Origin of the sequence: Streptosporangium heterodermiicola, from assembly GCF_051390675.1 — a bacterium.
GTDB lineage: Bacteria > Actinomycetota > Actinomycetes > Streptosporangiales > Streptosporangiaceae > Streptosporangium.
The window spans coordinates 383,045-398,658 of sequence record NZ_JBPJSR010000001.1 but is presented as its reverse complement, the minus strand read 5'-3'; the positions used below and the strand labels follow the sequence as shown (position 1 = coordinate 398,658).

The following is a 15,614-nucleotide window of genomic DNA, read 5'->3' as shown; positions in this document are numbered from 1 at the left end:
CCGGCTCGGATTCGGCTGCGGGGCCAGGTCCGGTCTCGGGTCGTGGGTCCGGCTCGAATTCGGCTGCGGGGCCGATTCCGGTCTCGGGTGCGGGTTCGAGTTCGGGTGCGGGGTCCGGCTCGGATTCGGCTGCGGGGCCGGGTCCGGTCTCGGGTCCGGGTTCGGATACGGGGTCGGGGGCGGGTTCGGGAGGGGGGCCGGGTCTGGGCCCGGCTTCGGGTGCGGGTGATCGTGCGGTTGTCAGCTCGGCTTCCTTGAGCGGTCCTTGAGGCGGTCTCGCCGCACGGCGAGCCGCCGTGCGGCGCGGTCGAGGCCGGGAGCCGGACCTCCACCGTCGAGGTGCGCGGCCAGCGCGCGGATGGTCGGATGGCGGAACAGGTCCACGATCGGGATGTCCCTGCCGAGGGCCGAGCCCAGGCGGGCCTGGACGGCGGCGATCGCCAGCGAGTGGCCGCCGATCTCGAAGAAGTTGTCGGCCGCGCCCACCCGGGGCACGCCGAGCACGGCCCGCCACACCTCGGCCACGGCCCGCTCGGTCGGGCCGGACACCTCACTGCCCGCCTCGCCCCCGGGCCGGGACACGGGCGGGCGCAGCGCGGCGCGGTCGACCTTGCCGTTGGGGGTGAGCGGCAGCGCGGGGACCACGATCACCTCGGCGGGCACCGCGTGCTCGGGCAGCACCGCGCGCAGGTGGTCGAGCAGCCGGGGCGCGGCCAGGCCGGGTCTGCGGGGTACCGCGTAGGCGTGCAGCACCGTCTCGCGCCGCTCGTCCCGGTCGGCCACCGCGGCGGCGGCGCGGACCTCGGGGTGGGCGGACAGCGCCGCCTCCACCTCCCCGAGCTCCACCCGGAAGCCACGGATCTTCACCTGGTCGTCGCGACGCCCGGCGATCGTCACCGTCCCGTCGGGGTTGAGGCGGCCGAGGTCGCCGGTGGCGAAGGCGTCCCCGGTGAAGCGGAGCCGGGTGAGCCCGGCGTCGAGATAGCCGGTCGCCAGGTTGGCGCTGCGCACGACCACCTCGCCCAGCTCGCCCACCCCCGCCCGGCCGCCGTGCCCGCCGACCACGACCAGCTCGCTGCCCTCGATGCCGCGCCCCGCGGGGACGGGTTCCGCGCTCTCGCGCACCCCGGCGGGGATCTCGTGCCAGGCGTGGGCCTGCGGGGTCTCGGTGGTGCCGTAGAAGGCCACCAGCCGGGCGGCCGGTACCAGGCGGCGCAGCCGCGCGGCGTCGGCGTGGGTGAGCCGGTCGCCGCCGGTCGCGACCAGCCGGACCCCGGGCAGCGCCGCGCCGGTCCCGCAGAGCATCCTGGCCAGCTGCGGGGTCAGGTGCAGTACGGTGACGCGGTGCTCGCGCAGCCACGCGACGAGCCGGACGGGGTCGCGGAGCAGTTCCCGTTCCGGCACGCACAGCCGGGCGCCGGTGGCGAGCGGCACGAACACGTCGCGCAGCGCGGGGTCGTGCGCCAGGCCCGACAGCAGGGCGAAGCGGTCCGCCGGGGTCACCGCGAAGGTCGCCGCGTACCAGGCGACGAAGTGCGCGAGCGGCCCCTCACCGGTCACCACCGGCTTGGGGTCGCCGGTGGTCCCCGAGGTGAGCGACAGGTAACCCCGCTCCGGACGCGGCTCCCACGACGGCGGCCCGCCGTCGTTCTCCTCCGGCCTCGCCACGGCCGTCCGAGGCCCCCCGTCACCGGCTTCCCCGTCAACGGCCGGCCCGATCTCCCGGCGACCGGCCCCCCGCGATTCGGCCCCCCGCGATTCGGCCCCGGAAGGCACGGTCTCCGACGGTTTGGTCTCCGGCAGCACGGTCTCCGGGAGCGCGATCTCCGGGAGGCCCGCCAGCGGGGGCGCGCCCGGGCAGCGCAGCGCCGCCACGGCCCCGGCGGCGGCGGCCTGGCGGGCCAGCACCGGCGCCGGGTGCGCAGGGTCGAGGATCACCCAGCGGGCCCCGGTGGCGAGCACCCCCAGCAGCAGGCCGGGAAGCTCGGGGACCCGCGCGGCGAGCACCGCGACCGCCTGGCCTGGCTCCACCCCGGCCGCGCGCAGCGCCGAGGTCGTGCGGTGGCGCAGCGCGGTGAGCTCCGCGTGCCCGAGGACCCGCCCCGCGCCCTCCACCACGACGTCGCCGTGCAGGGTGTCCAGCGGCCCGGGACCGTCCCAGACCGGCAGCGCGGCGGGCGGTTCCTGCGGGGCCAGCCGGGCCCCGCCCGCCGCCCCGGCGGGGTCGGCGAGCAGGTCGCCCAGCAGGTGCGCGTAACCGGCCAGCAGGGCGTCCATCCTGGCGGCGGAGAACAGGTCGGGGTTGTAGACGAGCTGCAGCGCGTAACCGTCGCCGCGCTCGCTGACGTACATCGTCAGGTCGAACAGCGCGCCCGGCAGCCCGGCGGGCAGCGGCTCGGTCACGCAGCCCGGCAGGTCCAGCTTGGGCTCGGCGAAGTTGTACATGTTGAACAGCACCTGCGTCACCGGGTTGCGCCCCAGGTCGCGCGGGACGCGCAGCGCCTCCACGACGCGCTCCAGCGGCACGTCGCCGTGCGAGACGACCTCGGCGAGCTCGTCGCGGCAGCGGGTCACGTGCTCCTCGAACGACGCCTCGGGGTCCTGGCGCAGCCGCAGCGGCAGCATCCGCACGCACATGCCGATCAGCGACTCGAACGCGACGTGCCCCCGGTCGGCGTACGGGGTGCCGACGAGCAGGTCCCGCTGCCCGGACAGCCTGGCGAGCAGCTGCGCGAACGCGGCCAGCAGCACCGGGTACGGGGTGACCCCCAGCCGGACCGCGAGCCTCCTGACACGTTCTCCGATCTCGCCGTCAATCTCCGCTGTTCGGAGCGCTCCAAAAAAAGTTTGCACAGGTGGGCGGGGGGTGTCCCTGGGCAGGTCGAGCACCATGGGGGCGTCCTTCAGGTGCTCGCGCCACCAGTCGACCCCGTCGCCGTCCGTACGCTCCCTCGACCAGCGCGCGTAATCGGCGAACGACGCGCCCGCCGGGTCCCGGGGGGCGCCGCGGTAGGCGGCGCTCAGGTCCCGGTGGAAGACGTCCTGGGACCAGCCGTCGAAGACGATGTGGTGCGCGGTCACCGCGAGCACGTGGTCGTCCTCGGCCAGCCGGATCAGCCTGGCCCGCAGCAGCGGGTCGCGCGCCAGGCCGAACCGCGTCCGCGCCTCCGTCTGCAGCACCGTCTCCAGCGCGGCCTCGGGACGGGGGAGCGCCGAGAGGTCGTCGAGCGGGAGGGGCACCTCGCCGGGCGGGACGACCGTCACGTGGGGCACGCCGTCGCGGGAGGTGATCCGCCAGCGCAGCGTCTCGTGCCCGGCCACCACGGACTCCAGGGCGCTTCGCAGCGCGCCGTGGTCCAGCGGGCCGCGCACGCGTTCGGCCATCGCGATGTTGTGCGCGGGGGTGTCGGGGGCGAGCCGCTCCACGAACCACATGCGCCGTTGCGCGGGCGACAGCGACGGGGGCTCGCCGGACAGGGGGCTCTCCGAGGGCGAGGCGTCCCGCGGGGGGGCCTTCTCGACACCGGAGGAGAGGGCGCCGTAGGTGCGGGCCGCGTAGACGTCCTCGACCGAGATGTCCCGGCCGAGCTCCGCCCTGATGGCCGACACCATGCGCATCGCCCGCAGCGAGTGCCCGCCGCGCTCGAAGAAGTCGTCGTCGGGGCCGGGTGCGGGGGCGTCGAGCACCCGCGCCCAGATCCCCGCCAGCCCCGAGGCCCCGTTCCCGTTTCCGGCCGTGTCCTCGTTCCCGTTCGTGTCCCCGGGAGTCCCCGAGGCGTCCCTGGGGAGGGCGCGCAGGGCGGCGAGGTCGACCTTGCCGGAGGCGTTCAGCGGCAGGAAGGGAACGCGCACCACGCGGGTGGGCAGCATGTAGACCGGCAGCCGCCCGGCGCAGTGCACCCGCAGGGCCGCCAGCCCCGGCGCGTCCAGCGGCGCGACGTAGGCGACCAGCTCGCCGGGGGCGTCGACCACGGCCTGCGTCACCTCGGGGTGCGCCCGCACCACCGACTCGACCTCGCCGATCTCGACCCGTTGGCCCTGGATCTTCACCTGCCGGTCCAGCCGTCCCATGAAGGCGATCCGGCCGTCCTCCCGCCAGGCGACGTGGTCGCCGGTGCGGTAGAGGCGCGCCCCGGACACGGCGCCGAACGGGTCGGGGACGAACCTCTCGGCCGTCATGCCGGGCAGGCCCAGGTAGCCGCGGCTCACCTGCGGCCCGCCGATGTACAGCTCACCGGGGACGCCGACGGGACACTCGCGCATGTCCTCGTCCAGGACGTGCGCGTGGCAGCCGCGCAGGGGGTGCCCGATCGGCAGCGACCGCTCCCAGGTCCCCGACAGCTCGGTGCCGACCACGCAGACGGTGGTCTCCGTGGGGCCGTACCAGTTGTGGAAGCGGGTGTGCGCCGACCAGCGGGCCACCTGCTCGGGGCCCGGCGGCTCGCCGGCCGTGATCAGGTCGCGCAGGCGCGGCAGCCGGGCCGGGTCGACCAGCGGCAGCAGGGCGGGCGGGACGAACCCCCAGGTGACGTCGTGCGCCTCCAGGAACCGCTGCAGGCGGGCCGGGTCGGTCCTGTCCTCGTCCGGCACCAGCTGCACGCAGCCGCCCACGGTGAGCGGCGCGAGCATGTCGAGCACCGAGACGTCGAACCCGAGCGCGGAGAACGCGATCGACCGGCAGGTGCCGTCCAGGCCGAAATGGGCCGCCGCGGCCGAGGCGAACGCGACCACGGAGGCGTGGCTCACGACCACGCCCTTGGGCCGCCCGGTCGATCCGGACGTGTAAAGGACGTAGGCGGCGTTCCCCGGCAGCGCGGGGCCGCCGACGATCTCGCCGGTGTGCTCCGCCGTGATTTCGGTCAGGTTTCCGGCCGAGATTCCGGTGGCGGCCCCGGCGTGGATTCCGGCGTGGGTTTCGGACACGGTTCCGGTCGCGGAGCTCGTTTCCGGCTCGACCAGGGGACGCCCGCACCCGTCCAGCAGCATGCGGCCGTGGCCGTCGGCCACGACGACCGCGACGCCCGCGTCGTCGAGCACCTCGTCGAGCCGCCTGCGCGGGTGCGCCGGGTCGAGGGGGACGTACGCGCCGCCCGACATCATGATGCCGAGGACGGCGACGGTCATCAGCGGCGTGCGCCTGGCGCAGAGCCCGACCCGGTCCTCGGGACCCACCCCGAGGGCGCGTAGCCGCAGCGCAAGCGCGGTGGCGGCGCCGATCAGCTCGCGGTAGGTGAGGACGGTCCCCCACTGGCGGATCGCCGGCGCGGAGGGCGTCCGCGCCGCCTGGGCGGCGACGAGATCGCACAGCGGCGCGTCCGGGGCGATGTGGGACGGTCCGGCCGTCCAGGCGGCGGGAGCGGGAGCCGTCGGCGACGCCGGTGGAGCGGACGACGGACCGTGCAACGAGGCGGACGACGAGTCCCCCCGCATCGCTTCGAGCATTCACCCCCCATAGCCCTAAACAGGGTTTATGCCCTGTCAAGTATTCACAAGCGATAAGCCAGATCATTCCTATTATTTGCGTCATCGGCAGTCAAGGATTGAAAGTTAAACGTGTGTCGGAATGCCGGTTTCGGCCGCGCGGGAAGATCGTCGGCCGTTCTCACGCTCCGATATCGCCGCAGTTCGCGGCGATATCGTGAACGGAAGGTGACTTGCCGCTTCCCTGCGTCGCAAGTCGTCTCACTCTGTGGACACCGAATGTGGCCGGAGGCTACCAAGAGCAAGTGTCCAAAATGCCAATTTCGGCCCTAGTTCACCGAGCTGTCATTTCGGTCGTACTCCTCGGCGATCCGCTCGGCCTCCTCGTCCGTGAGCCGGTCGATCTCCGCGGCGAGACACTCCTCCACCACCAGCGCCAGCCCGCGGACCGAACGCGTGGTGAACAGGGCGTTGAGCGGCAGGTCGACACCCACCGCCGAGCAGATCCTGGCGACGACCTTCGTGCCGAGCAGCGAGTGCCCGCCGACGTCGAAGAAGTCGTCGTCGATCCCGATGCCGTTCCTGCCCAGCACCTCGCACCAGATCTCGTGCACCAGCTCCTCACTCGCCGTGACCGGCCCGGCGGGCACCGCCCGGTCCTCCTCCGCGGCGGGGGAGGGCAGCGAGGCGCGGTCGAGCTTGCCGTTGGGCAGCCGGGGGAAGTCCCGCACCGGCACGAAGAGGCTCGGCACCATCGTGGCGGGCAGCCGCGACGCCAGGAACGCCCGGAGCTCCCCGGCCGTCGTCTCCGTTCCCGTTTCTGGGGACGTGCCCGTGTCCACGTACGCGACCAGTGCCCGGCCGCCGGGGGCGTCCTCCCTGACCGCGGCGACCGCCCGGCGCACGCCCGGGTGCGCGGCCAGCGCCGCCTCCACCTCGCCCAGCTCGATGCGCACCCCCCGCACCTTCACCTGGTCGTCCGCGCGCCCGATGAACTCCAGGGTCCCGTCAGGCAGCCGCCGGACCAGGTCGCCCGTCCGGTAGAGGCGGCCGCCCCGGCCGAACGGGTCGGGGACGAACCGCTCGGCCGTCAGGCCCGGCCGTCCCCGGTAGCCGCGGGCGACCCCGTCACCGCCCAGGAACAGCTCCCCGGCGACCCCGGCGGGCACCGGTTCCATCGCCTCGTCCAGCACGTACGCGGTGGTGCCCGCGACCGGCATGCCGATCGACATCGGCTCCGCGCCCTCCGGCACCCGGTGCGCCATCGACCAGATCGTCGTCTCCGTCGGCCCGTAGAGGTTCCACAGCTCACCGGCGACCCGGTGGATCCGCCCGGCCAGCGACACGGAGAGCGGCTCCCCGCCGCTGAACACGCGCGGCAGCCCGGCGGGCAGCCGCTCCAGGATCTCCTCCAGCACCGACGGCGGCGCCTGCACCGTCGTCACCCCCGCCTCCGCCACCAGCTCGCCCAGCCCGCCGTTGCCGTACGGGGGAGCCAGCACCACCGTGCCGCCCGCCGTGAGCGGGCCGAAGATCTCCAGCGCCGCGATGTCGAACGACAGCGAGGTCAGCAGCAGCATCCGCTCCCGCTCGGTGAACCCGAGCCCGGTGACCAGGTTCACCACCCCGCGGTGCGGCACCACCACCCCCTTGGGCACTCCCGTCGACCCCGAGGTGTAGATGACATACGCGGGGGAGTCGGGGGAGACCGGGCCCGGGACGAACCCGGACGCCCCGTTCATCGGCAGCGCGTCCAGCAGGATCGCCGGGGGATGGTCCGGCGGCAGCCGTTCCACCAGCGTCGAGCGGGTCAGCAGCAGCGGGCTGCCCGAGTCGGCCAGCATGAACCCCAGCCGCTCCGCCGGGTACTCCGGATCCAGCGGCACGTAGCAGCCGCCCGTCTTCAGCACCGCCAGCAGCGCCACGATCAGCTCGGCGCTCCTCGGCAGGCACACCGCGACCGGCGTCTCGGCCCCCGCCCCGCGCTCGCGCAGCCGCCGGGCCAGCGCGCCCGCCCGTTCCTCCAGCCGCCCGTAGGTGAGCGTCCCCTCGGCGGAGACGACCGCCGGGGCGTCCGGCGTCAGCTCCGCCCGTTCGGCGATCAGCTCGTGCAGGCAGCGTTCGGGGTAGGAGGCCTCGGGGCCGTGCCAGGAGGCGAGCAGCCGGGCCCGCTCCCGCCCGTCCATCAGCGGCAGCCGGGAGATCGGCGTCCCCGGGGCGTCGACGGCCGCGCCGAGCAGCGTCAGGTACGCCGACACCAGGCGGCGGATCGTGTCCTCGTCGAACAGGTCCGTGCTGTACTCGACCCAGCCCTCCATCCTGCCGTCCGGGTTGTGCAGCTCCATGGTGAGGTCGGCCTTGGAGGTGCCGTTGCCGTACCGGCCGCGCCCGTCCACCGCGATCTGGTTGAACCCCACCTGGAACAGCGGCGTCCTGCCGGGGTCGCGGGGCGGGCTCACCGCCTCCACCAGCTTCGCGAACGGCACGTTCTGGTGGTCGAACGCCTCAAGCACGGTCGTGCGGACCCGGTCCAGCGCCTCGCCGAACGACGGGTCGCCGCCCAGGTCGGTACGGAGCGGCAGCGTGTTGACGAACATGCCGATCAGCGCGTCCAGCTCCGGCAGCTCCCGCCCGGCGACGGGGGAGCCCACCACGACGTCGGTCCGCCCGCTCCAGCGCGCCAGCAGCACCGAGAACGCCGTGAGCAGCACCGTGAACGGCGTGCTGCCCCGCCGCCTCGCCAGCGCGGCCACCCGGTCGGTCAGCTCCTCGGGCACCGCGAAGTCCAGCACCGAGCCCCGGTAGCTCATCTCCGCCGGGCGCGGCCGGTCGGGCGGCAGCTCCAGCGGGACGCTCCCGCGCAGCCGCTCCCGCCAGTAGGCCAGGTCGCCGTCCAGCTCGCCGCCGCCCAGCCGGTCGCGCTGCCAGACCGCGTAGTCGGCGTACTGGATCGGGAGCTCGGGCAGCGCGGGCTCGCGGCCCTCGCGCAGCGCCCGGTAGACCTCGGTCAGCTCCCGCCACAGGATTCCGGCCGACCAGGCGTCGAAGACCGTGTGGTGCAGGACCAGCAGCAGCCGCTCCATCCCGCCGCCCAGCGTCACCAGCCGCGTCCGCCAGAGCGGGGCGCTGTCCATCCGGAACGGCTTGCGCGCCTCCTCGGCCGCGACCCGCTCGAACTCCTTCTCCGCCGCCTCGGGGGGCAGCTCGGACAGGTCGGTCCTGGCCACCGAGACCGGCACCCGTTCCGCGATCGTCTGCACCACCCGCTCGTCGCGCAGCTCGAACGCCGTCCGCATCGACTCGTGCCTGCCCGCGAGCACTCCCAGTGCCCGCTCCAGCAGATCGGGGTCGACCGGCCGCAGACCGGTCGCCTCCGAGCGGACGGGGATGTTGTAGACGGGCAGGTCCGGCAGCAGCTCGTGCAGGAACCAGATCCGCTCCTGGGCGAACGAGGCGGGAAAGACGTCCATCTACACTTTCTCCTTCATGCACTCGCGGAGCTGTTCCGCGATCACGGGCAGGGCGGCCGTCTCGCCCAGGGTGGCCAGCCAGTGCCACTGCTCCAGGGCGTGGCAGAGCCGGTAGAAGGCCAGGCGCTCGGCCCAGTCGTCCGGCAGGTCGCCGTACCCCTCCAGCAGGTACCGCCGCCGTTCCGCGTCACCCCTGACCGCGAAGTAGTCGGTCCGCGCCAGGTCCATCAGCGGGTCGCCGCCCAGCGCGTTCTCCATGTCGATCACCCCGGTCATCCGCAGCGGGCTTCCGGGCCCGTCCTCCCCGGCGACCATGACGTTGCGCTCGTGGAAGTCGTTGTGGCACAGCACGGGAGAGTCACAGCGCGCCACCAGGTGGCGGTGGCGCGCGACGTGCGCGGAGAGCTCCGCGTGCAGCCCCGCGTCCCCGCCGAACTCGGTGAACTGCGCCAGCCTCAGGTCCAGCTGCCCGCCCACGTACGCCTCGTTGGAGCTCTCCTGCGGCCCGTCGATCGGCCCGAACCTCTCCACCCGCACCCCGTGCACCGCCCGCAGCGTCCGGCCCATCTCCCGGTACAGGCCCGCGACCTCCCCGGCCGCGAGCCCGCCGGAGACCTCCGACAGCGGGCGGCCCGGCACCTTCGTCATCACCGCGTACGCGTGCGGCAGGTCGCGCCGCGAGACGTCCCAGTGCACCATCTCGGGACAGGAGGCGCCGCTGCCGCGCAGCAGCTCGTAGACGCGCGCCTCCTTGTGCAGCCGCGCCGCCAGCACGTCCGGGTAGATCTTCACGATGAGCTCGCGGTCGGCGCACCTCACCTCGTACACCGCGCTGATCTCCCCGCCGGTCCGCAGCACCACCTCCCGCACCTCCGCGTCCGGGTACGGGACGCGCAGCACCGCCCTCGCGCGCTCCAGCGGCAGCGGCATCGTGATCGCCTTGGCGAACGCGGGGGCGGTCCAGGACACGCTCACCCGGTTGCCCGCCCGTTCCCGCAGGATCTGGGCCCCGACCAGGTCGTCCGCCGGGGCGTCGGGCATCTCGTCGTCGAAGCGCGACAGCACCCGCGTGCGCATCGAGATCAGCACGTGCGCCGCGATGCCCAGGCCCAGCACGATGTACATGAGCGCCACGCCCCGGCCGGGGCCGACGCCGATCACCGCGCCCACCGTCGGCGCCAGCGCGCCGCCCTCGACCAGCAGCGGGTTGAGCAGCCGCTCGCCGAGCGGCGCCACCACCGCCATGCCGACCGGCAGCGTCGACCACGACACCATCTGGTTGAGCGACTGCACGCGGCCGTGGAAGCGCTGCGGCACCTTCGTGTGGATGATCGTCAGGAAGGTGCCGTTCACGATAGACAGGCAGCCCCACAGGCCGAACGCCCCGATCCCCACCACCCACGCCGTCGGCCGCAACCCGGTGATCACCGCGAACACCGACAGCCCCAGCGTCGCCAGCATCACCCCGCGCATCCGCCGCCGTCTCGGCCCGCCCCACAGCGCGATCACCATGCCGCCCACCGCCCCGCCCAGGCCGCCGACGAAGGAGATCTGCCCGGCGACGGTCAGCGTGGAGAACGACAGCACCAGCGGGGTTATCGAGAGCAGCAGCGCGGCGAGCATCACGTTGAGCGTCGCGAAGTAGATCATCGCCGCCCGCAGGTGCCGGTTGCCGATCGACATCCGCAGCCCCTGCCTGATCTCCTTCGACAGGGGCTCCCTGGGCGAGTGCGCCATCGTGTCCGGGAAGCGGATCAGCAGCAGGGCGCCCAGCACCAGCGCGAAGCTCGCCACGTCGACCACGAGGATGCCGCCCAGGCCGATCGTGGAGAGCAGCGCGACGGCCACCAGCGGCGCCGCGAACTGCGCGGTGCCGATCACCATCTGCACCACCCCGGCCGCGTGTCCCATGTACTCCTTGGGAACGAGCTGGGGGAGCGCGGTGGTGAAGCCCAGCCGCTGGAAGATCAGCGCGATCGACAGGCACGCGGTCAGCGGGTAGATGTGCCAGATCTGCAGCGTGTCCGTCCAGAACAGGGCGCCCAGGACGAGCTGCGTGCCACCGGCCATGCAGTTGCCGAGGATCATCATCGAGCGGCGGCTCGACCGGTCGACGATCGCCCCGGCCAATGGCGCGACCACCACTCCAGGCATGATCGACAACGCCACGAACAGGGCGAAGTCCACCAGCGACCCGGTGGTCAGGTAGATCCACACCGGGATCGCGAAGTCCGTGATCGCGGTCCCCACCATCGACACCAGCTGGAACGCCGCCACCACCAGGAACCGCCGCAGACTGGGCGGCGGCGCCTTGATCCCGGCTCCCGCCTTCCCGGGAATCGCGGTCCTCCTGGGAATCGTGGCCTCACCAGGATCTCTGGCCTTCCCGGGGGCGCCCGCTTTTCCCGGGCCGCTCCCGGTGGCTCCTCTCGCACCGCCCCCTCCCGGGGCGAGATCCGGGGCGGGGGAGACGACGGAGACCTCCTCGACCCACCAGCCCGCGCCGGGGCCCCGGGAGGGCCGGTCGAGCGTGCCCGCCGCGCCGTACCCCATCGCGATGTGCGTGTTGGTGAGGATCTCCGACAGCTCGGCAGCCCGATATTTCAGGAAATAGTGGCCCGCCTCGTCCAGGATCACCAGCGCCGTCGTGTCACTCAGGAAGTGCCACTCCCGGTAGCGCTCCTGGTAGTAGTCGGTCGTCGGGTCCTGCTCGCCCACCACCGAGATGACCGGCGCCCGCATCCGCTCCACGTGCTCGGCCAGCACCCGCGTGAAGATCTCCTCCGCGATCAGGGTGTCGCGCCGCTGGTTGCGCACCATGAACCGGACCTGCTCGTCGTCCAGCCCCGAGATGTCGGTGCCCATCGACTTCATCCGGTTCTCGTACACCCGGTCCCCGCGCAGCCGGTCGTAGCGCGTCAGCCGCGCCAGCGGCCCGGCGATCCGGCCCCGGGGCCTGGCGAACGGGAAGATCGCCCCGATGTACACCGCCTCCAGCGCGCGGCCCCGCTCCTCCAGGCGGCGCGCCACCTCCACCACCAGCGCGCCGCCGATGCCGCAGTGCCCGTACAGGGCGAGGGGGCCCTCGACGTTCTCCAGGATCTCGGTCACGCACAGGTCCGCGACCTCGTCGATCGGCCTGGTCTCCTCGTCCGGCAGCCCGGGGTCGTGCCCGGGGAAGGCCAGCGCGTGCAGCGAGCACCCGCCGGGCAGCGCGTCGGCCAGCGGCTGGAAGATGAGCGGGCTGCCCCCGCCGTACGGGACGCACACGTACGTCATCAGCGCCGGTCCCGGCCTGGTCAGCTCGTACAGCAGGCTCCTCGGCCCCGCCGGGCCCGCGGGGCGCTCCACCAGGGCCGCCAGCTCGCGCACCGTGGGGTGCTTGAACAGGTCCATCACCCCGACCGCGCGCCCCCCGACCACCGGCAGCGCCTTGCGCATCCGCGCCACCGCCTGGATCGCGACCAGCGAGTGACCGCCCAGCTCGAAGAAGTCGCCGTCGGCGCCGACCGACTCCACCCCCAGCAGCTCCCGCCAGATGTCGGCGATCGCCCGCTCCACCGGCGTCCGGGGCTCGGCCCCGGGCCCGGCCGCCTCGGCGCTCCGCCGCTCCGGCGCGGGCAGCGCCCTACGGTCCAGCTTGCCGTTCGGGCTCAGCGGCAGCGCGTCCAGCACCACGAACGCCGACGGCACCATGTGGTCGGGCAGCGTCACCTTCGATGCCCGCCGCAGCTCCGCCGCGTCAAGCCTGTCCGTGCCTGTCTCCGCGGGGACCACGTACGCGACCAGCCGCCTGTCGCCCGGCGCGCCGTCCTCCCGCACCGTGACCACCGCCTCGCGCACCCCCGCGAGCCCGCGCAGCACCGCCTCGATCTCGCCCGGCTCGATCCGCTGCCCGCGGATCTTCACCTGGTGGTCGATCCGCCCCAGGAACTCGATCGCGCCGTCGCGGCGGAGCCGTACCAGGTCACCCGTCCGGTACAGGCGCGCCCCGGCCGTCCCGAACGGGTCGGGCACGAACCGCTCCGCCGTCAGGCCCGGCCTGGCGTGGTAGCCCGTCGCCACCTGCGCCCCGCCGATGTGCAGCTCGCCGGGGACCCCGAAGGGCACCGGCCGCAGGTGCCGGTCCAGCACGTACAGCGAGGTGTTCTGCACCGGGTGCCCGATCGGCACCGTCGCGTCGCCCGGGCGGCACCGCCACAGGCTCACGTCGATCGCCGCCTCCGTCGGCCCGTACAGGTTGAACAGCCCCGTCCCCGGCAGCCGCCCGAAGAACCGCTCGGCCACGTGCGCGGTCAGCTCCTCGCCGCTGCACACCACCCGGCGCAGCGACCCGCACGCCTCGACGCCCTCCTCCTCCAGGAACGCCGCCAGCATCGACGGCACGAAGTGCGCCGTCGTCACCCCCCGGTCCACGATCAGGTCCCGCAGGTACGCCGCGTCCCGGTGCCCGCCGGGACGGGCCAGCACCAGCCGCGCGCCCGTCACCAGCGGCCAGAAGAACTCCCACACCGACACGTCGAAACCCGCCGGGGTCTTCTGCACCACCACGTCGTCGCCGGTCAGCCCGTAGACGCCCTGCATCCAGCCCAGCCGGTTGCGGATGCCCCCGTGCGTGTTGGGCACCCCCTTGGGCCGTCCCGTCGACCCGGAGGTGTAGATCATGTACGCCGCGTCCGCCGGCGTCGCCGACGGCTCCACCGGCGTGTCCGGCCCGTCCAGCGGATCGTCCAGCACGACCGTCGTCACCCCGGCCGCGTCCGCGCCCCGCAGGCCCTCGGGGAGCACGCCGAGCACCGCCCGCTGCGCCAGCAGCACCGGCACCGCCGCGTCGGCCAGCATGAACGCGAGCCGCTCCGGCGGGTACTCCGGATCCAGCGGCACGTACGCCCCCCCGGCCTTCACCACCCCCAGCAACGCCACCACCAGCTCGACCGACCGCTCCGCGCACACCGCCACCAGGACGCCCGGCCCCACCCCCAGCCCCCGCAACCGGTGCGCCAGCCGGTTGGCCCGCGCCTCCAGCTCCGCGTACGTCAGCCGCTCGTCCTCGAACTCCAGCGCCACCGCCCGGGGCGTCCTCGCCACCTGCGCCTCGAACATCCCGCCCAGCGTCGCCCCGTCCGCGTACGGCTCGCCGGGACCCGCCGCGCACTCCAGCACCCGCTCCCGCTCCCCGGCGGGAAGGACGTCCAGCTCCGAGATCCGCGCGGCCGGAGCCGCCACCACCGCCCGCAGCAGCGTCTCCAGCTGCGCGGCCATCCCCTCGACCGTGGCCGCGTCGAACAGGTCGCTGTTGTAGACGAACAGCCCGCCCATCCCGCCCGGCTGCTCGGTCAGGAACAGCTCCAGGTCGAAACGCGTCGCCCTCGCCTCGAACAGGACCGGCTCCGCCGACAGGCCGCTCCAGCGCGTCCCCTCCCTGCGCCCGTAACTCTGCAGCGCGAAGACCGCCTGGAACACCGGCGACCTGCTCACGTCCCGCTCGATGCCCAGCTCGCCGACCAGCTGCTCGAACGGCAGCTCCTGGTGCTCGTACGCCTCCGTCGTGGTCCGCCTGACCCGCTCCAGTAACTCCAGGAACCCCGGGTCGCCCGACAGGTCCGCGCGCATCGCCAGCACGTTCACGAACATGCCGATCGAGCCCTCCAGCTCCCGCCGGGGACGCCCGCCCGCCGGGGAGCCGACCGCGAAGTCGTCCTGGCGCGCGTACCGGCCCAGCAGCACCTGGTACGCCGCCAGCAACACCATGTAGAGGGTCGTGCCGGACTCGCGCGCCAGCCGCGTCAGCCCCTCCAGCAGGTCCCGTCCCATGTCGAAACCGTGCGAGGCCCCCGCGAACGTCTGCTCGCCCCGGCGCCGCCCGTCCAGGGGCAGCTCCAGCGGGACCACCCCGGCCAGCCGCGAGCGCCAGTACGACAGACCGGCCTCGGAGACGGGCCGGTCCCGCTGCCACAGCGCGTAGTCGCCGTACTGCACCGGCGGCTCGGGAAGCTCCGTCCCCGCGTAACAGGCCCCCAGCTCCTCGGCGAGGATGTCGGTGGACCAGCCGTCACCGCAGATGTGGTGCAGCGCCACCAGCAACACGTGATCCTCGGCGCTCCCGCTGTCCCCGGTGTTCCCGCTGTCCCCGGCCGCCTCGGCATCCCGGGCGTCGGTGTTCCCGGCGTCCTCTGCGTCCTCTGCGTCCCCGGTGTCCCCGGTGTCCCCGGTGTTCCCATCGCTCACCCGTACCAGCAGCGTCCGCAGCAGCGGTCCCCGCGCCAGGTCGAACGGCAGCGCCGCCGCGTCGCTCACCAGCCGTATCGCCGACCGTTCGCCGTCCGCCTCCGCCCTCTCCAGCGGAACCTCGACCCGCTCCTCCACCACCGCCGTCGGACGCCCGTCCTCGTCGGCGGGGAAGCGCGTCCGCAGGCTCTCGTGCCTGGCGACCACCGTCCCGATCGCCCGCTCCAGCGCCGCGACGTCCAGCGGCCCGGTCAGCCGCAACGTCATCGGGATCGTGTACGCGGCGGTGCCGGGAGCGAACTGGTCCATGAACCACAGCCGCTCCTGCCCGAACGACAGCGGAGCGTCCCGTCCCGGCGGTCGCCGGGGGATCGTGAACACCGGATCCGGCACGCGACGGCGCAGCCGTTTCTCCAGCAGTGCTCGCTTGGCGTCGGAAAGCTGTGTGCTGCTTAGGGACTGGCCAGGCGAGGACGTCACACGTGTCTCACTTTC

3 protein-coding genes are annotated in these 15,614 nt (G+C 73.8%); all 3 read right to left on the bottom strand.

The genetic code is table 11. The features are described from left to right. Positions 1–240: 240 nt before the first annotated feature. Positions 241–5,442 (bottom strand): non-ribosomal peptide synthetase, encoded by a 5,202-nt coding sequence (locus ACSC1Q_RS01610; RefSeq protein ID WP_436756826.1) that lies wholly within the window; start codon positions 5,440–5,442, stop codon positions 241–243. 308 nt (positions 5,443–5,750) lie between these two features. Further along, positions 5,751–8,891, bottom strand: a complete 3,141-nt coding sequence (locus ACSC1Q_RS01605) for a non-ribosomal peptide synthetase (protein ID WP_436756825.1) — start codon at positions 8,889–8,891, stop codon at positions 5,751–5,753. Beyond that, positions 8,892–15,599: a non-ribosomal peptide synthetase gene (locus ACSC1Q_RS01600; protein WP_436756824.1), complete on the bottom strand. Its 6,708-nt coding sequence runs from the start codon at positions 15,597–15,599 to the stop codon at positions 8,892–8,894. Positions 15,600–15,614: the final 15 nt, after the last annotated feature.